Source organism: Sporobacter termitidis DSM 10068 (assembly GCF_900130065.1).
Lineage (GTDB): Bacteria > Bacillota > Clostridia > Oscillospirales > Oscillospiraceae > Sporobacter > Sporobacter termitidis.
This window is the reverse complement of sequence record NZ_FQXV01000008.1, coordinates 46865-72348: the sequence shown is the minus strand read 5'-3', so window position 1 is coordinate 72348 and position 25484 is coordinate 46865. Positions and strand designations below refer to the sequence as shown.

At 60.2% G+C, this 25484-nt stretch carries 22 protein-coding genes and 1 riboswitch; of the genes, 8 read left to right on the top strand and 14 right to left on the bottom strand.

Annotated features, from left to right (window positions below):
- Positions 1-79: 79 nt before the first annotated feature.
- The 3 genes from BUB60_RS11950 to BUB60_RS11945 all read right to left on the bottom strand — a co-directional run bounded on the left by BUB60_RS11950 (position 80) and on the right by BUB60_RS11945 (position 2259).
- A complete protein-coding gene (locus BUB60_RS11950) occupies positions 80-1195 on the bottom strand; it encodes a sugar ABC transporter substrate-binding protein (protein ID WP_073079298.1) in 1116 nt (371 codons plus the stop codon).
- Positions 1196-1202: 7 nt separating this feature from the next.
- Positions 1203-1517 (bottom strand): hypothetical protein, encoded by a 315-nt coding sequence (locus BUB60_RS19800; RefSeq protein WP_143162335.1) that lies wholly within the window; start codon positions 1515-1517, stop codon positions 1203-1205.
- Positions 1518-1671: 154 nt separating this feature from the next.
- A complete protein-coding gene (locus tag BUB60_RS11945) occupies positions 1672-2259 on the bottom strand; it encodes an NAD(P)H-dependent oxidoreductase (protein WP_073079296.1) in 588 nt (195 codons plus the stop codon).
- A 127-nt stretch (positions 2260-2386) separates the two neighbouring features.
- Between BUB60_RS11945 and BUB60_RS11940 the strand changes: the two genes are divergently transcribed.
- Together BUB60_RS11940 and BUB60_RS11935 are read left to right on the top strand one after the other, a co-directional pair.
- Positions 2387-2836 (top strand): Rrf2 family transcriptional regulator, encoded by a 450-nt coding sequence (locus tag BUB60_RS11940; RefSeq protein ID WP_073079294.1) that lies wholly within the window; start codon positions 2387-2389, stop codon positions 2834-2836.
- Positions 2837-2989: 153 nt separating this feature from the next.
- Positions 2990-4927: an S-layer homology domain-containing protein gene (locus tag BUB60_RS11935; protein ID WP_073079292.1), complete on the top strand. Its 1938-nt coding sequence runs from the start codon at positions 2990-2992 to the stop codon at positions 4925-4927.
- Positions 4928-5112: 185 nt separating this feature from the next.
- Here BUB60_RS11935 and BUB60_RS11930 read toward each other — a convergent pair whose 3' ends face one another.
- From BUB60_RS11930 to BUB60_RS11895, 8 genes are all read right to left on the bottom strand, one after another.
- Complete coding sequence (locus BUB60_RS11930) at positions 5113-6810, bottom strand: B12-binding domain-containing radical SAM protein (RefSeq protein ID WP_073079290.1); 1698 nt, start codon at positions 6808-6810, stop codon at positions 5113-5115.
- The gene (locus BUB60_RS11925; protein ID WP_073079287.1) at positions 6807-8969 is read right to left on the bottom strand and encodes a Tex family protein; all 2163 of its coding nucleotides are present in this window, start codon (positions 8967-8969) and stop codon (positions 6807-6809) included. The genes BUB60_RS11930 and BUB60_RS11925 overlap by 4 nt, the downstream gene beginning before the upstream one ends.
- A 161-nt stretch (positions 8970-9130) precedes the next feature.
- Positions 9131-10180, bottom strand: coding sequence for a DUF4179 domain-containing protein (locus BUB60_RS11920; RefSeq protein WP_073079284.1), 1050 nt, complete (start codon positions 10178-10180; stop codon positions 9131-9133).
- Positions 10173-10658, bottom strand: a complete 486-nt coding sequence (locus BUB60_RS11915) for an RNA polymerase sigma factor (protein ID WP_073079282.1) — start codon at positions 10656-10658, stop codon at positions 10173-10175. The genes BUB60_RS11920 and BUB60_RS11915 overlap by 8 nt, the downstream gene beginning before the upstream one ends.
- A 205-nt stretch (positions 10659-10863) precedes the next feature.
- On the bottom strand, positions 10864-11433 hold the full coding sequence (thiT, locus tag BUB60_RS11910) for an energy-coupled thiamine transporter ThiT (protein WP_073079271.1): 570 nt from the start codon (positions 11431-11433) through the stop codon (positions 10864-10866).
- A 65-nt stretch (positions 11434-11498) separates the two neighbouring features.
- Positions 11499-11609: riboswitch (TPP riboswitch) on the bottom strand.
- A 109-nt stretch (positions 11610-11718) separates the two neighbouring features.
- Positions 11719-11892 carry an alpha/beta-type small acid-soluble spore protein gene (locus tag BUB60_RS11905; RefSeq protein WP_073079269.1) on the bottom strand — a complete coding sequence of 58 codons (174 nt, stop codon included), beginning with the start codon at positions 11890-11892 and terminating at the stop codon, positions 11719-11721.
- A 151-nt stretch (positions 11893-12043) separates the two neighbouring features.
- Positions 12044-13804: a helicase-related protein gene (locus BUB60_RS11900; protein ID WP_073079267.1), complete on the bottom strand. Its 1761-nt coding sequence runs from the start codon at positions 13802-13804 to the stop codon at positions 12044-12046.
- 538 nt (positions 13805-14342) lie between these two features.
- Positions 14343-16262: an FAD-dependent oxidoreductase gene (locus BUB60_RS11895; RefSeq protein ID WP_073079265.1), complete on the bottom strand. Its 1920-nt coding sequence runs from the start codon at positions 16260-16262 to the stop codon at positions 14343-14345.
- Between the two features lie 233 nt (positions 16263-16495).
- Here BUB60_RS11895 and BUB60_RS11890 point away from each other — a divergent pair, with 233 nt between their 5' ends.
- The 4 genes from BUB60_RS11890 (at position 16496) to BUB60_RS11875 (ending at position 20428) form a co-directional block, all read left to right on the top strand.
- Positions 16496-17149: a redox-sensing transcriptional repressor Rex gene (locus tag BUB60_RS11890; RefSeq protein ID WP_073079263.1), complete on the top strand. Its 654-nt coding sequence runs from the start codon at positions 16496-16498 to the stop codon at positions 17147-17149.
- An 18-nt stretch (positions 17150-17167) separates the two neighbouring features.
- Entirely contained in the window at positions 17168-17431 is a 264-nt protein-coding gene (locus BUB60_RS11885) for an NAD(P)H-dependent oxidoreductase subunit E (RefSeq protein WP_073079261.1), read from the top strand.
- A gap of 97 nt (positions 17432-17528) precedes the next feature.
- A complete protein-coding gene (locus BUB60_RS11880; RefSeq protein ID WP_084726442.1) occupies positions 17529-19265 on the top strand; it encodes a [Fe-Fe] hydrogenase large subunit C-terminal domain-containing protein in 1737 nt (578 codons plus the stop codon).
- A gap of 20 nt (positions 19266-19285) precedes the next feature.
- Complete coding sequence (locus tag BUB60_RS11875) at positions 19286-20428, top strand: SpoIIE family protein phosphatase (RefSeq protein ID WP_073079259.1); 1143 nt, start codon at positions 19286-19288, stop codon at positions 20426-20428.
- A gap of 130 nt (positions 20429-20558) precedes the next feature.
- Here the strand turns inward: BUB60_RS11875 and BUB60_RS11870 are convergent, their stop codons facing one another.
- The 3 genes from BUB60_RS11870 to BUB60_RS11860 are packed head-to-tail and all read right to left on the bottom strand — an operon-like array spanning position 20559 to position 21659.
- Positions 20559-20996: a hypothetical protein gene (locus BUB60_RS11870; protein ID WP_073079257.1), complete on the bottom strand. Its 438-nt coding sequence runs from the start codon at positions 20994-20996 to the stop codon at positions 20559-20561.
- Positions 20997-21014: 18 nt separating this feature from the next.
- On the bottom strand, positions 21015-21455 hold the full coding sequence (locus BUB60_RS11865) for a hypothetical protein (RefSeq protein WP_073079254.1): 441 nt from the start codon (positions 21453-21455) through the stop codon (positions 21015-21017).
- A gap of 6 nt (positions 21456-21461) precedes the next feature.
- Positions 21462-21659 (bottom strand): helix-turn-helix transcriptional regulator, encoded by a 198-nt coding sequence (locus tag BUB60_RS11860; RefSeq protein WP_073079252.1) that lies wholly within the window; start codon positions 21657-21659, stop codon positions 21462-21464.
- 223 nt (positions 21660-21882) lie between these two features.
- Between BUB60_RS11860 and BUB60_RS11855 the strand changes: the two genes are divergently transcribed.
- On the top strand, positions 21883-23841 hold the full coding sequence (locus BUB60_RS11855; protein WP_073079249.1) for an oxidoreductase: 1959 nt from the start codon (positions 21883-21885) through the stop codon (positions 23839-23841).
- Between the two features lie 57 nt (positions 23842-23898).
- Positions 23899-25416: a PucR family transcriptional regulator gene (locus BUB60_RS11850; RefSeq protein WP_073079247.1), complete on the top strand. Its 1518-nt coding sequence runs from the start codon at positions 23899-23901 to the stop codon at positions 25414-25416.
- Positions 25417-25484 lie beyond the last annotated feature (68 nt).

Below are 25484 nucleotides of genomic sequence, written 5' to 3'. Positions count from 1 at the left end.
GGCCTTTTACGGGGCCCCGCCGCCGGGCAGCGGCCCCGTAATAAGTGACTGTTCCGCGTCTGGAATACCGGCGCGGCCGCTACTGGCCCTGCACGTAGGCGTACCGGCTGACGCTCATGATGTAATCAACGTTGGATTTGTCGACGGGGATCAGCGTGTCGTAGACCACGGGCGTGGCCGTATAGCCGGCGGTGACGGCCGTGGTGCCCGTCTCGATGAAGTAGAGCGCCATGTGGAAGACGGTATAGAAGTGCGCGTAGGTGTCGGAATAGTTGGTGCCGTAGATCTGGCCGGCCTTGATGGCGTTAAGGACTGGGAGATAGCCGACGTTGCCGTAAAGGATGATACCCTCCTTGTCGCGGCCGGCGGCCTGGATGGCCTGCAGCGCGCCCATGGCGATATCGTCGGAGGCGCAGTAGACGGCCTGGAGCTGGCCGGGCTGGTATTTTGTCAAAAGGTCGCGCATGGTGGTGTTGGCGTTCTCCTGCGACCAGTTGGGGATGCTGACGTCCTCCAGCATCTTGCACTGGGTGCTGGCGTTCATGTAATCGATAAAGCCGGCGCCCATGCGCCCGATGGCCTTCTGCTCGGCCGGGGCGTCGAGGACGAGATAGCTGCCGGTGTTATTGAGCGCCTTGGCCACCACCTGGCCGGCCAATTGCCCGGAGCCGTAGTCCGTGCCCTGGAGGTGGAAGGTATGTACGGCGGTGGCGCCGCAGTCGACGGTGAGGACGGGGATGCCGGCCTTCTCCGCCTGGGTGATGGCGTCGTTGCAGGCGGCGGTGTCCATGGCCAGCAGCATGATCGCGTCGTATTTATCCGTGATGGCTTCGTTGATCATGGAAATCTGCTTGTTGATATCGTAGCCGGGGTCGAAGGCGGTGATGGTGACGTTGGGATAGATCCTCACCGCGTCTTTCCAGACGAGGTCGATGACCTGATTGACCTGCCCGGCGGTGGACAGCGGAATCCACGCGATCTTGACCGGGTCGTTGTAAATGTCTTTGCCGCCGCCCAGCTTTCCGGCGCCGGCCTGGCCGCTCTCGGTACCGCCGCCGCTTGGCGACGCGCCGGCCGACGCGGAGGGCGGGGTGCCGGGGGTCGTGGTGGCCGTGTTGCCGGTGCACGACGCCAGCAGGGCCGCCACCGTGAGCACGAGGAGGATCAGCGTCAGCGCTCTTTTTACCTTTTTCATTTCATTCCTACCTTCCTAAATTAAAATTGAGCGGATTCATCGGTTTACGCGCCGGGACACAAAAAACAGGGGGGCGCGGCAAGCGGGCAGACAGGCGATATTTTATGACAATTTTCACAAAATTCTTTTTCAGGCGCAGTAATAAATGGTAAAATATTACAGTCGCATTATACTTCATCCCCCCTGAAAATGCTTTGTATTTTATTACGGATTCGCACCGGCCGCTTTTGTGTTTTAAAACAGTTTGCTGCATATTTATGTATTCCGGCGGCCCGGGCCGCACCGCAAGGCCGGGTATACGCAAAGAGGCCAAAACCGCCACGGGTTTTGGCCTCTTTGTGTCCAATCTGACCTGACGACATCACTCCGGTCAGGCCGTTTATTTTATGCCCCTTCCATCGCCTTTTTAAGCAAAGCGGCGGTGCTGCAGGTTTTCCTGGGCCCGCCGTTTATCACAAGCATTTTCATACAGACGTCTAAAACCTCTCCAGTATCTTAGCAATATGGGCATTCAATGCTTCCTTTGAAGGGGACAAGGCACCTCCAAAATTCAGCCAGGCGGAATCCCTGCCATCCATAGGCCCTGTCATATTGCGTACAAGATCGTTAATAAATTGATTTTCAATCATGTTGCCGAAATGATTGACCAGCACTTCAGTGGGGGCGCCGGAGGTCGTCAAAACTGTCAGCCGCTGAATATAGGTAAGCAAAGGTTTCGTACCATTTTCAACATATGCATATCCGAATCCGGGCAGGCAAGTCCGCTCAAAGAAGGCTTTGACTATCGACGGTTCCGCGTGAAACCAGACCGGAAAGATAAAGACAAGGTGGTCTGTTTCCCGAAGCATATCCTGATACCGCTTTACCAGCGGGTCGCTGGAATTGCCCGTGCCTGTAAAAAATGTCCTGAGTTCGTCAGGCGTCATGGCGGGCTGAAATCCATCCTTATAAAGGTCGATCAAGTGATACGGCTGGTTGTTTGTGCGCAAATGCTCCGCCAGCGCATTCCGTATGGCCGAGTTCAGACTGCCTTCCAGTGGGTGCGCATAAATAATTGTTATCATCGTGCGTTCTCCTTTAATAGTTTGTAGTATTTTCAGCTACAGAATAGCACGTTTAATTTGTTGCGTCAATGGCTACAGATTGATTTTTATTATATATCATGCTACAATAATGTCAGAGGTGGCAGCTATGATTCGAAATTCACGTTTTTCCGTCGCGGTGCATTCGCTCATGATGATTGCCGCATCACAGGGCAAGCTGAAAATGACAAGCGGTTTGATTGCGGAAAGTACCGGAATGAACGCCGTAACAATTCGCCATGTTTTTCTCAGGCTGAAAAGCGCGGGCCTAATTGAAGTGAAGCCGGGGCCAGGCGGAGCAAAGCTGGCGATGGCGCCTGCTGAAATCACCCTTTATGCCATTTATGCCGCGGTTGAGGAGTATCTGTTTTCAGATATGTTCCATTTGAACCAAAACAGCGCGGAGTGGTGCCCGGTCGGAAGAAATGTGAATTATATCCTCACTTGTCGGTTGGAAAGCGTGATAGCTGCCGCAATTGAGCAGTTACGGTCTGTAACACTCCTCGATTTATTGGATGACCTGGGCAAAATAGAGCGGGATTTTTCGGCCCTCTGCTAAACGGCAATGTGCGCAGGTTTTTTTGACAAGCTGGCAGCAGCCCTTTACCGGGCTGCTGCTTTTTGTTTCTTCCCGTGCCATCTTTTTGACGTTGATAAGCCGCTTTCCGCTGTGTTAAGCTTTTAAAAGTTAACATAACAAGGAGAGCAACTTATGGTGTTAAAAAAGGGAATTGCAGTCCTCATTGCCGTGCTGCTTCTGAGCGCCTCCGCCGTTTACGCGAAGGCGGCCGCGATCGGCGACCTGGACAAAACGTCCGGCTACGCGAGAGCGTACGTCGAGGACCTGGCGGAAAAGGGCATCCTCACGGGCGACGAAAGCGGGAATATCAACCCGCAGCGGACGATCACGCGCGGCGAGGCCGCCGCCCTGCTTGTCCGGACCCTGGGCTCCCTCGGCATCCGGGCCGGCAGCCTGCCCGCGGCGGCGACGTTTAAGGACGTGCCGATGGGCAGCTGGGCCTTTCCGTATGTCGAGACGGCGTACATGGCGGGGCTCGTCAAGGGCGTGTCCCAGGACGAGTTCGACCTCAATGCGCCCTGCACCCGGGAGCAGATGGCCGCGCTCTTCGTCCGCGCGTTTGACGCGTCGGGCCAGTTCGAGGACCTTTCGGTCACCATCCGGGACGTCAGCGAGCTGTCGGACGGCGCGGAAATATCGGCGTGGGCAAAGGACAGCGTGCTGCTGGCGCTGAAGAGCGGCCTCATGAAAGGCACCCCCAACAATACCTTCAGCCCCCTGGCGTCCGCCCCCAAGGAGCAGGCCGCCGCCGTCATCGACCGCTTTCTGGGAAAAGTCATACAGTCTCCGGCCAAAGCAAGCGTTCCGATCAGCACGGATACGGGCGGTCCCGCCGTCGTTTTCAACGGCGACGTCATGGCGCTTTCCCACGCCCCGCTTGTCGAAAACGGCGCGGTGCTGCTGCCCGCGGACTTCTTCTACCGGTATTTCGGTCCCGCGGAAAGCGGGGCCGCAGTCACGGACAGCGGTACCACCTGCCTGGCGCTGCGGTGGGGGTATAACCACCTGAGCTCGGGATACGGCAATTTTTACAACACCCTGTGGTTCAAGGCCGGCGAAAAAACGGCGTACAAGAGCGGGTTTGTACAGCAAAGCCCCTTTGAGGACCCGGAGGCGTATGCCGCCAACGCCCTGCCTCTCCAGACGGCGCCTGTCGTGAATAATGGGGTGCTGTACCTGCCCCTGGAGGACATCTGCGCGATCACGGAAACACCCTACGATAACGACCCGGCGGCGAATACCGTTACCGTTACCACGGACGCGCTGGCGGAATATCCCCAGCTCCGCGCCGCCCTGTACGACGACGCAAACGTAAATCTTTCGCGCGTGCCAAGAGAAGTCGTGGCAAACGGTACCTTTACCCAGTCGATTTCCGGCGGCGACCCGCAGCCGGACGCGCAGATAAACCTGGTCTACAGTCTTGACAAGCAGGCAAACGGGGTGGCGTCGCAGACCGACCTGGAATGCGCCCTGCAGCAGGGCGGTGCCGCCAGAAATCTCATCTACAAGAGGATTTCCGCCCCCTTACTCAGCGTGGACGCCGTCACCGATACGATGCCGTCCGTCACCGTGACCTCCATTAACGACCCGATACCGGCGGATTGGCTGAACTCGCAGCGTCAGTATCTCAGCGACGTTTCCGCACTGACAGGCCTTGACCCCATCGGCACCGGGAAAAAAGTCGGGTCCGGCACCGTGAGCCAAAAGCTCGTCTCAAATTACAATAACCTCCCCATTGAAAGGCTCGGCATGGTGAGCCTGAACGGCCAGCAGGCCGCCGAATACGCCATCCGCTTGGACGGCGACGATATCATGCAGGTCTACGGCAGGACGACCGCCGACTCAAACCTCTTCAGCGCCGCTTTCAGCAAGGGGTATACCTATGAGATTGACCTCTACGTCGTTGGCAACACCCTTGTCCGTCAGGAATACCACTTCTCCGGCCAGAATCAGGAGAGCTCCGCGAGCCTTGCCAAGGTGACGATGGACCTCACCGTCGACTATCAGAACCTCGGTAAAATTCCGTCCATCACCCTGCCGAACGGCATCGTCGTCCAGCCGGGCGCGTAACGTCAAACGCCCCTACAATAGGAACAATAATATTTTCGCAGGGGCCGGATTTACACCGGCCCCTGCGTCGTTTTTTTGTGTCGTGCCACATTCCTGTGGGGCGCGACACAAAAACGGCGGGAGCAAGCCCCCGCCCTACAGTATTCGGTTTGAGGGGAATATAATGATTTCTGTAAGGGCGATTATCAATCGCCCGCCGTTCCCTTGCCCGGAAGCAAAACCTTATGCAGCGCGTATTCCCCGGTCACGGGGTCCTTGTCGGTATAATCGGCGTAGACGGCGGCATTTTCGCCCTGAAGCAGGGCGAAGCCGCGCTTCACGCCCTTTTTGAGCGGATTGGCCGCGTTGACGGCGGTCATCACCGGTTTTATCCGGCCGCTTTGGCTCTGCAGGACCCGCGGCAGCCGACCGGTCGAGTTGGTGGCCAGCCTGTCGCAGACGAGCGCGTCGCGGAGCGCCGCCCTCTCAACGCCCTCCAGCGCGCCGAAAAACTCCAGCGCCAGCGCTGTAAAGTCGTCCAGCGGCAGCCGGCAAACCTCCCGCTCCGCCAGAAAATCGCCCGCGGACATGAAGAGCGCAAAGGGCGTCATCCCCGTCCGCTCCAGGACATAGCAAAGCGTCCTGCGGAAGCGGCCGCTGTTGTACAGCCGCTCCAGCGCGTCCTCGGCGCCGTGCAGCCGTTTGAGCTCGGGCGCCGTCAGCCACGGCGTTTCGAGCACCTCATAGGGCGGCGCGGGATCGTACCGGCAGGGATACGCGTCCGGCCGCGCGCGCATGTCCGCGCCGTGCAGCAGCTTTAAAAACCCCAGCTGCAGCATGTGCGGCCGCAGCGCATACGCCGCGTCGAAGCTCCCGGCAAAGCTCCGCATGGCCTCCCGCGGCAGCCCGGCGATGAGGTCAATGTGCACGTGGATGCTGCCGAAGGAAACCAGCCGCCCGATATTTTCTTTCAGCCGCGCCGTATCCGTTTTCCTGTTGATCGCCGCCAGCGTTTTGCCGTTAAAGCTCTGCAGGCCGATCTCGAACTGGATGGCCCCCTTCGGCGCTGTTTCCAGCAGCGTGAGCGTCTCACCGTCCAGGAGGTCCCCGGCGATCTCGAAATGGAAGCAGACGCCCGGCGGGATGGCCGCCCCGTAATTGCCGATGATAAACCCGAAAATCTCCCGGGCGCGGGCCCTGTCGGCGTTGAACGTCCTGTCGACGAATTTGACGGTCCGCGTCCCGCTCGCCCCAAGCAGCAGGATATCGCGCTTTGCCCTGTCAAGGCCGAAGTACCGGACCTTCCCCTCCCGCCCCGACAGGCAGAAGGCGCAGGAAAACGGGCACCCCCGGCTCGTTTCGAGATAGGCAAGGCGCCCGTTCAGCGCGGCGAGATACGCTTTGCCGTATGGATTCGGCGGCTCTCCCGCCGGACAGTGCGGCGGCGCCGCGACGATCTCCCCGCCCCGCCGGAAACAGACGCCGGGTATCCCGTCAACCGGCGCGCCCTCCGCCAGCGCGTTTAAAAGCCGCGCAAGCGGCTCCTCGCCTTCGCCGGAAATAATAAAATCGACCAGCGGCGCGCTGTTGAGAACCTCCCCGGCGTTATAGCTGACCTCCGGCCCACCGAGGATGACAGCGGCGCCCGGCAGGGCCTTTTTGATGGCCGGCAGCAGCTTTTTCACAAAGCCGATGTTCCAGATATAGCAGCCGAAGCCGATCGCGTCTGGCTTTTTATCAATGATGCGCGCGGCGACGGCATGAAAATCCTCGTTGACCGTCCCCTCCAGCACCTCCGCCGTCACGCCGCCGGCGCCGTATGTCTCCACGCCCGCCAGCAGATACCAGGCCGCCAGAGACGAATGGACAAACTTGGAGTTCAGCGCGCAGATGACGGCCCTCACGGTCGCGCGCCCGGCTCGGCGCGTTTTTTCATGGACAGCGATATCCTCTTTTTTGCCGTGTCCACGCCGAGGACGGTGACCTTGACGATGTCGCCCACCTTGACGACCTCGGAGGGGTGGCGGATATACCGGTCGGCGACCTCGGAAATGTGCACCAGGCCATCCTGGTGAACGCCGATGTCCACGAACACGCCGAAGTCGATGACGTTGCGTACCGTGCCGGTGAGCTCCATGCCGGGCTTCAGATCGTTAAGGTCCATGATGTCCGTGCGGAGCATCGGCGGGGGCAGTTCGTCGCGGATGTCGCGCCCCGGCCGTGTGAGCTCCCTGACGATATCCCGGAGCGTCGGCACGCCGACCCCCGCGGCCGCGGCCGCCTTCTCCTCGCCCAGCTCCCTGACGCGTTGGGGGAGCGCTTCGACGCCCTCTCTATCCGCCATCGTCAGCGAGAACATCTTGAGCAGCTTTTCGGCGGCCTCGTAGGATTCCGGATGGACGGACGTGTTGTCCAGGATATTTTTGCCCCCCGGGATGCGCAGGAAGCCGGCGCACTGCTCATAGGCCTTGGGCCCCAGCTTCGGGACCTTTTTCAGCGCCGTCCGGCTCGTGAAGTGGCCGTTTTCATCCCGGTAGGCCACAATATTTCTCGCCACCGCCGTGTTGAGCCCGGCGATATACGTCAGCAGGTACATCGACGCGGTGTTGAGATCGACGCCCACGCTGTTGACGCAGTCCTCCACCACGCCGCCCAGGGCGGCGTCCAGCCGGGCGGGCGGCATGTCGTGCTGATACTGGCCGACGCCGATGGACTTCGGGTCGATTTTCACCAGCTCCGCCAGCGGGTCCAAAAGCCGCCGCGCGATGGAGACGGCGCTCCGCTGGGTCACGTCGAAATCCGGGAACTCCTCCGCGCCCAGCTTCGACGCGGAGTAGACGGACGCCCCCGCCTCGCTCACCACCATGTAGCTGACGGGCCGCAAAAGCTCCGAGATCAGCTCGGCCACGAAGATTTCCGACTCCTTGGAGGCCGTGCCGTTGCCGATGGAAATGACGTCGACGCCGTGCTTGTCGATGAGCCTCTTGAGCTCCTTTTTCGCCTCCTCCGTCTTTTTCTGCGGCGGGGTCGGATAGACGACCGTGGTATCCAGCACCTTGCCGGTCCTGTCGACAACGGCGATCTTGCACCCCGTCCTGTAGGCGGGGTCCAGCCCCAGGATGACCTTGTCCTTGACGGGCGGCTGCAGGAGCAGCGGCTTTAAGTTGAGGCCGAACATGTGGATGGCCTGCTCGGAGGCCCGCTCCGTGAGTGCGTTGCGCACCTCCCGCTCGATGGAGGGCGCGATGAGCCGCTTCCACGCGTCCTGGACGGCGTTTTGAACGACCCCCGTGGTGACGGAGCCATTTCTGACGAACGCGCCGCTCAGTATTTTTATAGCTGAATCGTCATTTAATTCAATAGAAACCTTGAGAAATTCCTCTTTTTCGCCCCTGTTGACGGCCAGCACCCGGTGGCTCGGGATCCTGGCCACGGGCTCGGCGTAGTCATAGTACATCTCATAAACGGACTTCTCGTTCTTTTCCGCTTTGGAAACGAGCCTGCCCTCCCGCAGCATGAGCTCCCGCAGGCGTTTGCGGCCTTCGGCGTCGTCGGAGACGTCTTCGGCGATGATATCGCCGGCGCCGGCCAGCGCCTCCTCCCAGACCGCCACGCCCTTCTCCGCGCTGACAAAGGGCGCGGCCAGCTCTTCCAGGCTCCCTTTTTTGATATCCTGCGCCAGGAGCAGGGCCGCCAGCGGGCCGAGCCCCTTCTCCCGGGCGATGGTGGCGCGTGTCCGGCGTTTCGGCCGATACGGGCGGTACAGGTCCTCCACCTCGGAGAGCGTCGCCGCGCCGTCGATGGCCCGCGCCAGCTCGTCCGTCAGCTTCTCCTGCGCCGCGATGCTCTCCTTGACCTCCCCCTTGCGCTTTTCAAGACTTCTCAGATACGCCAGCCGGTCGGCAAGCTCCCGGAGCACCTGGTCGTCGCAGGAGCCGGTCATCTCCTTGCGGTACCGGGCAATAAACGGGATCGTGTTCCCGTCGTCGATGAGGGTGATGATATTCTTTACGTGCTCAAGCCTGAGCTTAAATTCGTTTGAGAGCAGAGCGGCAATATCCATAACGATCCTCTTCAGTATAAAAATTTTACTTATTATAGCATAGCCTGCCAAAAAATAAAAACCTGACCGACCATGTTTTTCAGAGCGAAAACGGCAAAAGCGCGCGGCGGCTGCTCTTCGGCAGCTGCCGCGCGTCTTTTGGCTATATAGTGCGAGAAACCTTAATCCTGCCCCGAGAGCATCAGCGCGTTGTCCGCAGTAGGCGCGACGCCCGGCGGGGTCAGGACGAGGCCGGCGACCTCGTCCACCTTTAACAGCATATCGAAGGAGGCGGTCCTGACGTAGAGGTCGGTCCCCATATCTCCCCAGCCGCCGCTGCCCATTCCGTTCAGCGCGAAGAACGAGCCGTCCTTCATGAGCAGGTAGGAGATAAAGGGCTCGTCCAACTGGTCGAGCATCGGCTTGAACGCCAGCATATCCTTGCCGTCCAGCGTCAGCGTGCCGGATATCGGCGAGAGCTCCAGGGACTTTACCGTCACGTCGTGGCCATTGATCGCGCACACCTTGTCAATGTCGAATTTCCGCGACGTATCGGGCGCGCTGAGCGTCCAGCGCAGCTCCCATTTGCCGTCCAAGACCTTTTCGAGCTGGAGCTTGCCCTTATCCGTCATGAGATTTGTCAGGCCGACGGTGACGGCCCTGCCGTTGATGTCAGCTTTATTGCTGTTATGGGCGTGAATGGCGTAATACCGCTCGTTTGCCGGCAGCTTTTCACCGCCGCTTTCAGAGAGCTCCGTATCGCTCCAGAAGCCGCTGGAGGTGTTTATGCCGGGAACGCCGTCAATTTGCAGCCCGACGCCTTCAAAGCAGGATTCGTCCGTCAGCGCCGTGCCTGCCGGCGCCTTGATATCGAGCAGGACGTAAATGCCGTTTTTGTCCGCGATCGTCTGGAGCGCCGTGACCGTCAGCCCGTTGGCGCTCGCCGACTGCTCCACCGTGGCGGCCGTGCCGGCGGAAACGAGCGCGCTCTGCTGCGTTTCATCGGCCTCGAAACGGTTGGCCAGCCTGTCGTTCCACCGCGCGATGTATACGGCCCCGGCGGTCAGGGTGCCGATGGCCAGCACGGCGGCCAGGAGCAGCAGAAACCGCTTTTTATAGGGTTTTCTTCTCGGCGGCAGGCCTTCCGCGTTTTTCAGCGTGTCGGCGATTCTTTGGTGAAAGTTCTCCGAAACCTCCGGGAAGACGTTATCCCAGCCGATATTGTTATTCATTGCAAACCTCCTCATTATCGTTCAGCAGCGCTTTCAGCTCCGCTCTTGCCCTGTGCAGGCGGCTTTTGACCGTGCCCTCCGGGAGCTTCAGGATATCCGCCACCTCGGCGGTCCTGAAGCCGTCGATATAGTGCAGCACGACGGCGAGGCGGAGCTCCTCCTTCAGACGCATGATGGCGTCGTAGATGATGCTCTCTTCCTGCTCCGGGCCGCGCGCCGCCGGTTCCATGTACTCCTCAAGGGAGATGAGCCTTTTGTCCGCCCGGCGCATTTTATAGCATTCGTTGATGAGTATCCGGCACAGCCAGGTTTTGAAATACCGCTCATTTTTCAGCGTGTGGCGCTTTTCGAGCGCCGTGACGATCGTCTCCTGTACGGCGTCGGCGCAGCTGGCGTCGTCCCTGAGAATGGATTTGGAAATGTGGTACAGCGTTTTTTCGGCCGCCGTCACACGTTTTCCAAATTCGTCGATATCCATGTCATCACTTCTTCCTTTTGACGCCCGTCACTGCGGCGCCGCGACAGGCTGCATACGAGCCTCTCCGCCGGCCGGCATTGACGACGCTCTGTCTATTAGAGCGATAACGAGGTGCTTTGGTTCATTTCCATTATAAAATTTTGCAGAAAAAAGCAACACCCTTTCCCGCAGGAGAAAGGGCGCTGCTATCAATAAGCCGGTTCGTTTAAACTTTTCGCGGCTCGTATTTTGCCACACGGTCGAGCACCGGCACCAGGATCAGGGACACGACGGCGGTGATGATGAGCTCGGGGAGCATGTAGCTGCCGTTGTAGGTGAGCGAATACAGCCAGACGGGCGTGCCCTCCGGGGCGTAGCTGCCCCAGATCAGGATGCCGGAGAGGAAGCTGCAGATAAATCTCAAAAAAGCCACCGCCGCCGCGCCGACAGCCGCGCTGACGGCCCTGTTCTTAAACGGCCTGCCGAAAAACGCCGCTGTGCCCAGCACCGTAAACGCCAGCATGTAGTCCAGCAGGACAACGCCCGCAAACGCCCAGAAGGTCTGCGCGGGCGGGACGTTGAACAGGATCAGCATCTGTAAAAGGCTGTGGGTGAAGGCGGTGAGTATCCCCCACTTCAGTCCGTGCCGGTATGACACCAGGACGAGCGGCACCATGCTGGCCAGGGTGACGGTGCCGCCCTGCGGCATGGCAAAGATCGGGAACAGGCTCAGTACCGTCGACAGGGCGATCATCATCGCGCATTCGGCCAATGTAAGTATTCTGCTTCTTTTCATAATCATTCTCCCAACGTTTTTTTCGCCAGGCGCGCACCAAATAAAAAAGCACTCCCGATCATACGCAGAGTGCTCCCACCATTTCCTACGCTGGCATTATCCAGATCAGGTCAAGGGTTTACGCCGTCAATCCGCCGTATCTCAGCCGAGCACACTCAGCACCCCGTTATTCAGTTGGGTAAAATTATACCGTCCATCGCCGGCCTTGTCAATATGCCCGGCGTATAATAAGGGGGAGAGATGACTCTCTCCCCCCATCAGACTATCTATCTGCCGTATAACTGCCTACTGTCCGCTGACACTGCGCTCCGCCAACTCAATGGCTTTCTTTACGATATTGCCGCAGTCTCTCGACGAGACTTCGCCCCATCCGCCGTTTTTGACGGTTTCGTATACCCCGAGCTCCCGGGCGATCTCCGCCTTGAGATTGTCAGACATGATGCTGTGACGTCCACTCATATCCGTTCCTCCTTAATGTTCATCAAAGAAAACTTCCATCGTGGTGCGGCAGCTCTTCTCGTCTGCTCTGCGCCGAATCATCAGCGCAAGGTTAGTGTCGGCCAAAACGCGTTTATTATGCTGGCAGATATTATGCGCGCTGTTTCAATTTTCAAAGCCGGACAAGCAGCTTATTGATGCGCTCGCTGGTTTTGACGCGCTCGCCGTACACCCACTCGGGATCGAACCGGGCGTCGAAATTTTTGGCGAAGGAGTAATACAGCCCCAGCTTTTGGTAATATTTTTCAAGCTCATATAAAAGATGGCCGGACGGCTTCGGTCTTGTGATCTCCCGCTGCTTCTTTACAAAAAATTCGTCCACGTAATCCAGAAATACGCCCAGCAGCTCCGTGTCCCCCACGTCGAAGGGCAGCTTCATCAGCTTGTATTCGGCGGCCTCCGGCAGGCGGTACTGCCTGATGCTGTCCAGGACGAGCAGATAGTCGCGCACGTCCATTTTCCTGTAATAATCCAGCCGCTCCTGATTGGTGCTCCACAGGGCGAGCTTTTCCCTGAGCGGGAGGCCCTTGATGTCCATGATCGCCTCGCTGGGGCCCAGCACCGCCTCCTGCAGCGGCTCGTCCTCCGTCTCGAGGTTTTCCCGCAAAAACAGGTGGTCAATGCTGGTGGTGCAGACATACCCCACGTCGTAAATGCCCTTCCGCCCGGCGCGGCCGGCGATCTGCTTGACCTCCTGGGAGGTGATGTAGCGCTTTTCCTCGCCGTCAAACTTCTGCAGGTCCATAAAGATGATCCGCCGGATGGGCAGGTTCACGCCCATGCCGATGGCGTCCGTGGTGATCAGTATCCGGTTCCCGCCCTTGACAAAGGCGTGGTACTGCATCCGGCGCACCTCCGGCGGCAGGTCCCCGTAAATAACGCTGTTTTTGACGCCCCTGTCCTGAAAATATTTTGACAGCTCCAAAACGCGTTTTTTTGAAAAAGCCACCAGCGCGTCGCCCTGCTGAATCTCCCGGAGCTCAAACGGCGTGTCGCTCACCTCCAGCGGCGTGTCGCGCTTATATTCGATGATCTGATACTCGTCCCCGCAGTCCTCCAGCAGCCGCACCAGCAGCCTTTTGGCGTTCAGTGCCCCGCAGACGTGAATCTCCCGGCACCTGAGGCCCAGCAGGGCCCGCGTCCACGCAAAGCCGCGCTGGCTGTTCCCGATCATCTGCACCTCGTCGATGACGGCCACGTCGTACTCCTTCTCGATATCGAGCTTTTCGATCGTCGAGCAGACGTGGCGCGCGCCCTCCACGGCAAGTTCCTCCTCGCCGGTCAGAAGGCTCGTAGGGACGCCCTCGCGGTTGAGCCTCTCGTAGTTTTCCAGCGCCAGGATTCTCAGCGGCGCCAGATATACGCCGTTTTGGGACTCCTTCAGCCGCTGGATGGCCCTGTACGTCTTGCCCGTGTTCGTTTCGCCCAGGTGCAGGATAAAGCCCCGCTTCATTTTCCGGGCCGCGTCGTACTCGTCCTTGGGATTTGCGGGGAAGTGGCGGTTGAACTCCTGCGCCACCAGCTTTGGGATGTGGCTCGTCACCAAAACGGAAATGATGCCGGAGCTCAGATATCCGGCCCTGTCCGTTTTGACGATCTCGTCAAAATCGTAATCGGTGCCTTTTTTCTTGTTGTAGTGCCGCAAAATCCGGACGGAAATCTCGTCCAGGAGCTCCAGGTACCCCCGGTAAACGTCGTCAAAGCCTTTAAACTCCCGGAACTCCAGCTCCTTGAGCGCCTTTATGCGCTTGCGGACGATGGCCTCGTGGTCCCACAGCTTCCCGTCCTTCGTATTGTGAACGATATGGGCCGTCTGATCCAGCTGCGCGCTGATCTTGTCAAATTCCCGCATCGCCTTCTGCGCTTTTTTCATAAGCCCACCGTCCTTGACCTTGATACACTGATATATTTATCGTAACTATTTCAATCAAAACTATTCGTGATGCGCGCTGTCGCTCCCTGACCCATGTTACTGCCGCGCCAACAAGAGCGGCGGGAGCAAGCCCCCGCCCTACAGCCGGGCGAAACCCGGTGGAATCCTCAGTCGGCGTTGCCGACAGCTCCCTTGAAAAGGGCTATCTTCCGGGGAGGACACGAGGAACGTGGATTCCCGCCTTCGCGGGAATGACAACGACGTTGGAAATGAGCAAAACGCCGCCGCGGGCGGAGCCCCGCGCGGGGTTTGGGGCGAAGCCCCAAGGTGCAGGGTCACAGGGGCGCAGCGCCGCGAACGAGAGTGCGCCGCGCCGGGTTCGGCGTAGCCGATAGCCGGAGGGAACTCCGCGATCGTAAAGAGCGGAGCGGCGTAAAATCGAGCGTCAGCGAGATTTATGCCGAGGCGGAATTCATTTCCGCCCGGCAGATTAAATCAATAGGGCCCCCCGCGCGGCCCGCCGCGTGGGGAATCGGGGCTATATGTCCAATGCCGCGAAATGCCCCCGGAACACCGCCTGTGTCACCTGCGCGGGCTTTACGCAGTCGCCCACCTCGAAGACCTCGGGTGCGCAGTCCCGGAGCGCGTCCGCCACGGGACGCAGCGGCCGCTGGCCCACGGCGACGACGACGGTGTCCGCTTCCAGCGTGACCTCGTTTCCGTCCCCGTCGGCGCAGACGAGGCCGTCCTTCGTCACGCGGACGCCGCGCAGCCCCGTCCGGCACGCGACCGATTTATTCAGCTCGGCCACAAGGAGCGGCCGGTGCCGCCCGTTGGCGTCCAGGCAGACGTCGGGGAGCATCTCAACGACTGTGACGTCCCGGCCCTCCCGGGCCAAATGCACCGCCGTCTCGCACCCCACGAGCCCGCCGCCCAGAACGGCAACTCTTTTGCCGACCTTCTCCCGGTTTTTGTACAGGTCGCCCGCGACGATCACATTATCCCCCTCGATCCCCGGGATCGGCGGGACAATGGGCGCCGCGCCGACGGCGACGATGAGCGCATCGGGGCTGAGCTCCTCCGCCAGCGCCGGCGTCACCTCGGTATTGAGGCGCACCTCCACCCCCGCTTTTTCCAGCTGCCGCGCCTTTGCGGCGATAAACCCGTACAGGTCCGCTTTAAACGGGATGCCCTGCTCCGATTTGAGCGCGCCGCCCAGCGCCCCGCTCTTTTCGCAGAGGACGACCCGGTGCCCGCGTTCGGCAGCTGTCAGCGCCGCCTGCATGCCGCCCGGCCCGCCGCCGGCCACGAGGACCCTTTTGGGCGTTGTGGGGGCGGCGGCAAAGCTCAGCTCGTATTCGCTGCCGATCACCGGGTTCAAAGCGCAGATGCGCAGGCCGGTGGCCAGGCGCTCGGCCATGCAGGTAAAGCACCGGCAGCACCGGACGATCTCGTCGTCCCGGCCGGCCCACGCCTTGCGCGGCAGGAAGGGGTCGGCCAGCAGCGCGCGGGCCATCTCCACAACGTCGGCATCGCCGCTCTTGATGATATCGTCCATCATCCCGGGCTCGTTCAGCGCCCCGATGGCTGCCACCGGAATCTTGACGTGCTTTTTGATCTCGGCGGCGAAATGGACGTTGACGCCGCGCGCCATGAACATGGAGGGGTGCGTTTTGTCAAAGCTGCCGTGATGGGCGCCGGTGGACACCTGCAAAAGATCGATCCTGCCGTCCACGAGCTTTGCAAACTCAGTGATATCCGCCATCGAATAGCCCCCGTCCAGATACTCCTGGGCGCTGATGCGGAGCTCCAGCGGGAAACCGGGGCCCACGGCGGCGCGGACCCTGTCGATGACCTCCAGCGCCAGCCTGGCGCGGTTGGGCAGGCTGCCGCCGTACCCGTCCGTCCGGTGATTGGCGGCGGGAGACAGGAACTGCTGCAGCAGCCAGCCGTGGCCGGCGTGGATGAGCAGCATCTCAAAGCCGGCCTCCTTGCACAGCCTTGCCGCACGGCCGTAGGCGTCGAGGAGCTTTTCGATATCCGCCGCCGTCATGGCCCGGGCGGTCATTTTGCCGTTTTCATAATCGTCGCTGGGGCCGAGGGCGGGGCCGCCGGTGAGCGCGTATTTGCCGCCGTGGGACAGCTCGATGCTGGGAATCGCCCCATGCCTCTTGATCGCCCGGGCGGCCTGCGCCAGGCTGTCCTTGGCGTTGGGCGCGTCGAGCACCACCTGAACGTCGTAATATTTTCCGGTCCCGCTGTCGACAATGACCTCGCTGACGGTGACCACGGCCGCGCCGCCTTTGGCCCGGAGCTCGTAAAAAGCGATCGCCTCCGGCGTCAGGCAGCCGTCGGAGGTCAAAAGCGGATACGTCATGGGCGCGGAGATAATGCGGTTTTTCAGGGTGACGCCGCCGACCTTCAGCGGGCTGAACAGGCTGGGAAACTTTCTCTGCACTAAAATCACGCTTTCCGTTTCAGTTTTTGTAAGGATTATATCACATATCGCCGGGCCGGCAAAACAATTCCGTTCTTTTGGCGCATTTCCCCGCTCTCGCAGTTGTTGCGGCTGTTTACGCAAAAAATCAGGATATTTTACAATAACTCCAGGTTGTGATATTGACGATGCCGGCTCCATTCAGTATACTGATATCGATAACGCATTACTGATTACCGCTGGGAGGTTTTACCTTGACCGAGCTCGACAAGACTTATACGGCTATTTCCGTCCAGGCGCTGAAGCGGCTGCCGCTTTACCTGAACTACCTGAAGTCGCTGGACCGGGAAAAGACAAAAATCATATCGTCGCCGGCCATCGCCAAGGCGCTGGGCCTGAACGAGGTGCAGGTGCGAAAGGACCTGGCGGCCATCAAAAGCGGCGGCCGGCCGAGGACCGGCTATCTGCTCGAAAAGCTGATCGGCGACCTGGATACATATCTTGGCTACAGCAACGTCAACGAGGCCGTGCTCGTCGGCGCCGGGCATCTGGGGCGGGCGCTGATATCCTATCAGGGCTTTGAAACCTACGGCCTCAATATCGTGGTGGGCTTCGACGTGGACGAAACCGTCGTCGGGACGGAAATCTGCGGCAAAAAGGTCCTGCCGCTCGAAAAGCTGGTGAGCCTCTGCCATAGGATGCACGTCAACATCGGCATTATCGCCGTGCCGGCCGAGAACGCGCAGGAGGTCTGCGATCTCATGGTGGAGGCGGGCATTCTGGCCATCTGGAATTTCGCCCCCGCCCAGCTGACGGTCCCGGCGCACATCCTGGTCCAGAATGAAAATATGGCCTCTTCCCTCGCCCTGCTGTCCAAGCATCTGAAAAAGAAAATGAGCAAGGCCTGAGCCGACGGGAGAGATATTATGCCAAATCAAACACAGGAAGCAAAGCTCACCCTGAATGTCTGCTTCGGCACAAGCTGCTTTGTCCGCGGCGCCCGGGAGCTTTACACCGGGCTGATGGACTACGTCAAAAACCGCGGCATCGCCGACGAGACGGAATTCAAGGTCTCCTTTTGCTGCCAGCGGTGCGAAAAAGGCCCCATCCTCGCCGTCAACGGCCGGGTGATCGAGCGCTGCACCGTGGAAAAGGCCGCGGCGGAGATCGAAAAGGCTTTTGATTTATAAGAACAACGCATGGCCCCGTCATTCCGAGGCACGGCGCTGAAGCTTCTTCGCGCCGCTCAAAATGACAGGATCAACAGAGTAAAAGAGGTGTTCCGGCATGTCCTCCGAAGAGGCTGGTATCAATAAGCACGAAAAGAAAAATACCGTTTATACGGTAACGGCAAACTGCCAGGATTGCTACAGGTGCGTCCGGGTCTGCCCTGTCAAGGCCATCAGCGTGCGCGACGGACAGGCGCGCATCGAGGACGACCTCTGCATCAAATGCGGCACCTGCGTCCGCGAATGTCCGCAGCACGCCAAAACGATCCGCTCCAGCCTGTACGCGGTCAAGGAGCTTTTGGAATCGGGCCGCATGGTCGCCGCCAGCGTGGCGCCGTCCTTTGCCGCCATCTTTGACGGGCCCCTGGCCGCGCGGCTGCCGTCCGCCCTGAAGCGCCTGGGCTTTGGCTACGTCTCGGAGACGGCGGAGGGCGCGCAGCTCGTCACCGAGGAGACGATGAAAAACAGGGACAAGGGCGCCATCTGCACCGCCTGCCCCGCCGTGGTCAATTTCATCGAAAAATACCGGCCCGAGTTTGTCGACATGCTCATTCCCGTCGTCTCCCCGATGGTCGCCCACGGCCGCCTTTTGAAAAAGCGGCTCGGCAGCGACTGCACCGTCGTTTTTATCGGCCCCTGCGCGGCAAAAAAGCGCGAGGCGCAGCGGCCGGAAAACGCCGGCGCCGTGGACGCCGTTCTGACCTTTACCGAGCTGCGGAGCTGGCTTGCCGACGAAAACATCGATCTGGCCGCCTGTCCCGAGAGCCGCTTTGAAAGCTTCGGCACGCTGGACAAGGCGCGGCTGTTCCCGCTGCAGGGCGGCCTCTTGAAAACAGGGGACGTCCCCTGCGACGGCACGAACGCCGACGTTTTGCACGTCAGCGGCGCCAAGGACATCATCGACCTGCTGGATATTCCGAAAGACCAGTGGCGTTTCTCCCTCGTGGAGCCGCTGTTCTGCGCCGGGGGCTGCATCAACGGCCCCGGAATCTCCAGCGACAAGAACGTCTTTCTGAGAAAACAGGACGTCATCGCCTACGCCGAGAGCGTCTCCGAGGTGCCGGACAGCGATATCGACAGGGCGGTCCCCGCCCGGGCGGGCTTTTCCGGCGATAGTATCGGCCTGATATCCGAGGAGGTCGACGAGGAGAAAATCCGCCAGGTACTGGAATCCCAGGGCAAGCTTGACCCGGAGCTCCAGCTCAACTGCGGCGCCTGCGGATACGAGTCCTGCCGCGACAACGCCATTGCCGTCACCAAGGGCATGGCGGAGCCGGAGATGTGCCTGCCGTACATGCGGCGCCTGGCGCAGCAGCGCACGGACAGGATTATCGAAACGAGCCCCAACGGCGTGGTCATCCTCGACAGCGAACTGACGATCATCCACATGAACCCGGCCTTCCAGCACATGTTCATGTGCACGGGCAGCATCCTGGGCCGCCGCATCTCCTATCTGCTGGACGCCGACGGGTATGAGAAAATGGCCTCCGGCAAGCTGAGCCAGTACGAGGCCATCAAGAGCAGATACGGCAAAAAATATCACGAGCAGCTGTACACGCTGACCGCCGAAGGGCAGTATGTCGGGCTGTATACGGACGTCACGAAGATCCGGTTTGACAACAGCCAGATCGACCTCATCAAAAGGCAGACCGTCGAGCAGGCCAAGGAGCTCTTGGACCACCAGATCAGGGTGTCCCAGGAGATGGCGCATTTTCTCGGCAAGAGCACGGCGCGCAGCGAGGAGCTGGTGACGCGGCTGATGGACCTGTATGAGGAGAAGGGCTCCTTTGAATAAGGCGGCGGGGGTGCGCGCGATTGAAATTTTTTGAGGACTTTACCGGTCAGGCCGTCAAGAACGGGAAGCTCGTCTGCGGCGACTCATATCTGTGCGACCGGACGCTTGACCGCACCGAGTTTGTCCTCTGCGACGGCATCGGCTCGGGCGTTTACGCCAACGTGGCGGCCATCTCCTGCGCCAGCCGCCTCCTGGAGCTTTTCCGGACGGGCGTCTCCCAGGAGCTGGCGTGTGAAATGGTGGCGGACTCCATGCACCGGGCGCGGAAGGAGGCCATGCCCTTTTCCGCCTTCTCCGCCGCCAGAATTCTGCCGAACGGCCAGTTCACCGTCTACTCCTACGAAGCGCCCGCGCCCATCTATATCAAGGACGGCACCGCCGCCGTCCTGAAGCCCCACTTCCATTCGGCGGGCAGCGAGGTCATCGGCGAATCCTCCGGCACGCTGGACATCGGGGACTGTCTCGTCCTCTGCTCCGACGGCGTGACCCAGGCCGGCCTTGGGAAGGGCTATACGTTCGGCATCGGCGCGGAGGGCATCGCCGACTATATCAACCTGTGCCTGCAGAAGGGCGTGGGCGTCAATGCGCTGCCCGGAAAAATCATCGGTGTGGCCGAGCTGTTGTCCGGCCGGCGCCATGAGGACGACGCGACCGTGGCGGTCCTCAGCTGCCGCGAGGCGCAGGAGGTCCTGATGCTCACCGGTCCGCCGTCTCAAAAATCGAAGGACCGGGCCTTTGTGGAGCGTTTTATCTCCCGGCCGTGCACCCACGTGGTCTGCGGTTCCACAACGGCGGAGATCCTGGGCCGGGAGCTGAAGCGGGAGGTGCTGCTGAAAAGCCCCGGCAACTCCTTCGGCAGCCCGCCGGAATATATGATGGACGGCATCGACGTGATCACCGAGGGCGCCGTGATCCTCAACCAGATTTACAACATTCTGGGCGAAAATCCCGAGCGCTTTGTGTCCGATTCGCCTGTGGAGCGCCTGTGCGCGCTGCTCGTCAAGGCCGACGCCGTCACCTTTATGGTGGGGCGCGCCGTCAACACCGCCCACACGGAGCTCCTCTTCAAGCAGCTGGGCATCCGCCCCCGCGAGGCCACCATCCGCCTGATCGCCGGCCAGCTCCGCGCCATGGGCAAGCTCGTGGTGGAGGAATACTATTAGCCTGCCGGAGAACCCGCTTTTTGGACACCGCAGGGGCGATTATCAATCGCCCGTCCGCACTGCATCCCCGTAGGGGCGAACTGTGTTCGCCCTTTTCATATCGCCTGCCTTTTCGTATTTCCCATCGTCGTCACATCCTCTTGCCGTATATCCTGTACGCGATTCCAATCACCGCGGCCTGGACCAGCATCGCCCCCACGGTGACGAATGCCGGGACAATGTAGCCCAGCCCCATGAACAAAAACGCCAGCACGGCAAACAGGACGGTGGCGGCAACGCTCGCGGCCGTGTAGGAGGCCCGTGTCAGCTGGATGTTCCGCTCGTCCTTTGAATTTATTTCCTCTTGCCTCAGTTTTTTTGCCGGCGCGAGCCTTTGATGCAGCAGGCCAAAAACGGCGACGGCAAGAATCCCGAAGCCGAAGCCCGTCAGCATGCCGAGAAACATTTTCGTGCTGCTTTGCAGCTGCTGCTGTGTCAGATACCCGATGATGCCGACCGCCAGCGAAACGATGCCGGCAATCCACGCGGTCAGCCCGTGCAGCGCGCCTTTTTTGCTTTTAGCGTACATATCCGTGCTTCCTCCCTGTCACATTTCCTTGCTGAATTTGGCGAGATAGTAAACATGCGCCCCGATAACGATCAGGTATGCCGCGACGACGGCCAGGATGACGTACATGGCGGTTTCCATCAGGGCAAAGCCCAGAGTCAGCGCGCCGAATACATACACCATGATATCGTAAGCTCTTGCCTTGGCCCTGTTTCTGATGGAGACATTGCGCTCGTCATTCGTTTCGATCTCGGCGCGCTTTGCCGCGCGCGGGTCCTTGCGCAGCGCCAGGATGTTGACCGCCGTGCCGAGATTGGCGCCGAACACGCCGGAGCCGATGCCGATGCAGATATAGGGCAGCGTTTTCAATATCCCGTCCGCCGTCTCCCGCGTGGCGTGGGCAAACAGCGCCCCGCCGGCGAGCAGCGCGAAGCCCAGAACGGCGAACGCGAAATATTTGCCGGCGCTCCTGTTTTTCATCACCGTTTATTCCTCCTCGTCAATAAAAATCTCTTCGATGGCCAGGCCGAAAAATTTGGCGATTTTAAACGCCAGCAAAATCGACGGATTGTACCGGCCGTTCTCCAGCGAGCCGATGGTCTGCCGCGAAACCTCCAAAGCTTCCGCCAGCTCCTCCTGCCGGAGCCCCCGCGCTTTTCTGAGCTCTTCCAGTCTGTTTTTCAAGATACCGCCTCACTTACGGAAAGTATACTTTACATTTTCAAATTACCACACCTGCGGAAGAATGTCAAGCGTGCTTTCCATTTCTTTATTCATTTTTCGTGACTTCCTATAATTATCCGGGAAGGATATCGTTAACACAGGCTCTTGAAAGAACCGGGATAATTCGTTATGATTGATTTATCTGGAAATAAACACATCATAATGATCAAGGAGTTCAGGCGCCATGCTCAGATATCCGCATCTGTTTGAACCTATCCGCCTCGGCAAAACGACGTTCCGGAACAGGATGTTTGCTTCCCCCATCTCGGAACGGGCCCTCGATTCAAGAAACCGGCCCAACAACGACTGTATCGCTTTTTACGAGCAGAAGGCCATGGGCGGCGCCGCCTCCGTCTGCGTCGGCGACTGCGTCGTGGATACGAAAAACGGCCTGTTCGGCGAGTTCATGGTCCATCTGGACGACCCCGGCACGCATCACGCCCTCAATCTCCTGTCCGCCGCCGTGACGCGCCAGGGCGCGGTGGCCTCCGTCGAGCTGCAGCACGCGGGGCTTTACGCCTACGGCTCCCGGGCGGCCGGCAGCGCGGTGTACGGCCCCTGCGCCGGCGTCGATTCCCTGGGGAACGAATATCAGGAAATGCCGGAGGAGATCATCGAAAAAATCATCGCGTCGTACGCCGGCGCCGCGGCCTGGGCCAAGCTCTGCGGCTTCGGCATGGTGACGGTCCACGGCGGCCATGGGTGGCTCCTGAGCCAGTTCATGTCCTCCAAGGTCAATCTGCGCGGCGACAAATGGGGCGGCAGCCTTGAAAACAGGATGCGCCTTCCCCTGGCCGTCATCGACGCCATCCGCAAAAGCGTGGGCCCCGGCTTCCCCATTGAGATCCGCATAAGCGGCTCGGAGGTCACGCCGATGGGGTATGACCTGGACGAGGGCATCGCCATCGCGAAAATGCTGGACGGGCACGTGGACCTCATCCACGTCTCGGCGGGCCACCACGAGCGGAAAGAGGTCTTTACCGTCACGCACCCCAGCATTTTCAGCCCCGACAGCGCCAACATCGGCTATGCCGCCGCCATCAAAAAGCACGTCAAAACGCCGGTGGCGTCCGTGGGCGCCCACTGCGACCCCGAGCTTCTGGAGGAGATCATCGCCTCCAAAAAGGCCGACGTCGTCGAAATGGCGCGCGCGCTCATGGCCGACCCGGACCTTGTGACGAAAGCGCGGATGGGAAAGCCGGAGGAGATTCGCCCCTGCCTGCGCTGCCTGGCCTGCTTTTCAAACCTCATCACAAACGGGCAGATCTACTGCGCCGTCAACCCCATGATCGGCCGGGAGCCGGAATACCGCTGTACCCCTGTGCCCGCCGTAAAAAAGACCGTCCTTGTGGCCGGCGGCGGCGTCGGCGGCATGCAGGCCGCCCTTGGCGCCGCGAAAGCGGGCCACCGCGTCATCCTCTGTGAAAAAAGCGGCCGTCTCGGCGGCGCGCTCCGCTGCGAGGAAACCGTCTCCTTCAAATCAAAAATCCGGGATTATCTGGCCTATCAGGCCCGGCAAATGGCAAAGTCGCCCGTCGACGTGCGCCTGAACACGGCGGTCACGCCCGCGCTGGCGTCAGAGCTCCGGCCCGACGTTATCATCGCCGCCCTCGGCGCCCGGCCCACGGTGCCGCCGGTCAAGGGCATCGACGGGGACAATGTCCTAAGCGCCGAGGAGGTCTACGACCATCCCGAGAAGGTGGGGCAAAAGGCCGTCGTTCTCGGCGGCGGGCTGGTGGGCGTCGAGCTGGCCATCCATCTGGCCGCCCTCGGCCGGGCGGTCACCATCCTGGAGATGATGCCGGCGCTGAACAGCGGAGGCAACATTCTCCACCAGCTGGCGCTGGACGGGGAAATCGACAGGCGCGGCATCGCCCTCGCGCTTGGGACGAGGGCCGTCGAAATCACCGGCCGGGGCGTCGTCGGCGTACCTGCCGGCGAAGAGGGCGGCGCGCCGGCGCTTTTTGAAGCCGACACCGTGATTTATGCCATCGGGCAGACGCCCCTGTGGGCGGAAGCGGACGCGTTGCGGGAGTCCGCGCCGGAATTTTATATGATCGGGGACTGCCATGTGCCGAAAAATATCATGCAGGCGACCTCCATGGCGGACGCCGCCGTCCGGAATATCGGCCGGGTGCTCTGATACATACAGCGGCAGCGGGCATAAGACCCCGAATTCAGTACGGAGAGAAGTGGTTCGATGAAGCTGACAACTGAACTGATATTTAACGTACTCTCGGAGTACTTTGATATCAGATACGCCGTGTCCGGCAACCGGGATACGCCGGCGGGAAGGCCGATGTTTTACGCGGAGGGCGCTCAATTGTCGGATCATCTTATTATCGTGCCGGCCCGGGAGCTGCCGCGGGAGGCGCCGGACGGCACCGTATTCATCGCGCTCGGGAGCCTGCCGCCGGATTTTTCGGCCGGGAATATCGAGGTGCTCGCCGTGCCGGCCTCGGTGCCGGCGGACGCGCTGTTCAACCGCCTCCAGGAGACCTTTGACTACTACGACGCCTGGGAAAGCGAAATGACGGAGATCGTCGAGACGGACAAGGGATACGCCGAGCTCATCGACTGCGCCACAAAATTCCTCCGCTGCCCGATCTCCATCGTCGACGACGATTTTACCATCATCGCCTTTTCCGACAACCGCGGCGGCTATTTCAGGGACGACGTGGACGAAAACAAGGTCTCTACCTCCATCATGAGCGAGCTGATCTCCGACCCTTTGTTCAACAAGGGCCTGTACAACAACGACGTGTTTGAATTCAACATCGGCGGCGAGCTTTTTCTGTCCTATAACTACAAAAAGGAAAACAGATATCTGGGGCGGCTGACGCTGTATTTCAAAAGCAGCCTGTCAAAGAGCGCCTGCACCTACCTGTTCCGCATTCTGGCGCAGAAAATCGAGGCCATGCTCCGGAAATACGGGTCCTTCCTGCGGCCCAAGGAATCCCTCTCGTCCCTCAGGGAGATTTTGCTCAGCTGTCTGCGCGGCGCCCCGCCTGAACGGGAATACACCGAATACCGGCTGAACGAAAACGGCTGGGCGTATTTTGACGAGTATGCCCTCATCAGGCTCCAGCCCGAGTTCCGGCACGAATGGCAGCTGCACGCCAACTACCTGATCCCGATGATGGAGCGGCAATGGCCGGGCGTCTGCGCCGTGGAAAACGACAATTATGTGGTCGTCCTGCTGAACAGGACCGTCTTTTCCGCGAAAAGCAGCCGGGACTTCATGCAGGACCTGGCGTATTTCCTCCGCGACGGGCTCATGCTGGCGGGCATCAGCCGCGCGTTTACGGGGCTGAATCATCTGCCGGCCTATTACAGGCAGACGGAGCTGGCCGTCACGCTCGGCCGGGAATGCGATCCCATGTGCTGGTATTACTGCTTTGACGACTACGCCCTCCCCTGCTGGCTGAGCTACGGCACGGCGGCCTTTTCCCCGGAGCAGATCTGCAGCAGGGTCCTGCTCCAGCTGATCGCGTACGACAGGGAAAACAATACGGAATACTATAAAACGCTCCGCACGTTCTTCAGCCGGAAATTCAGCTATACCCACGCGGCGGAAGACCTGTATATCCACAGGACGACGCTCATCAAGCGCATCGAGCGCATCGCCGAGCTCACAAAGGTGGACCTGAACAACCAGGACGAAATTCTTTACGTCGAGCTGTCCTTCCGCTACCTGGACAAAACAAAACCGGTATAAATGCTGTCGATAAAGCCCCAAGGGCTTTATCGACAGCATAAAAGGGCCCGCTGTGCCGAAGCACAGCG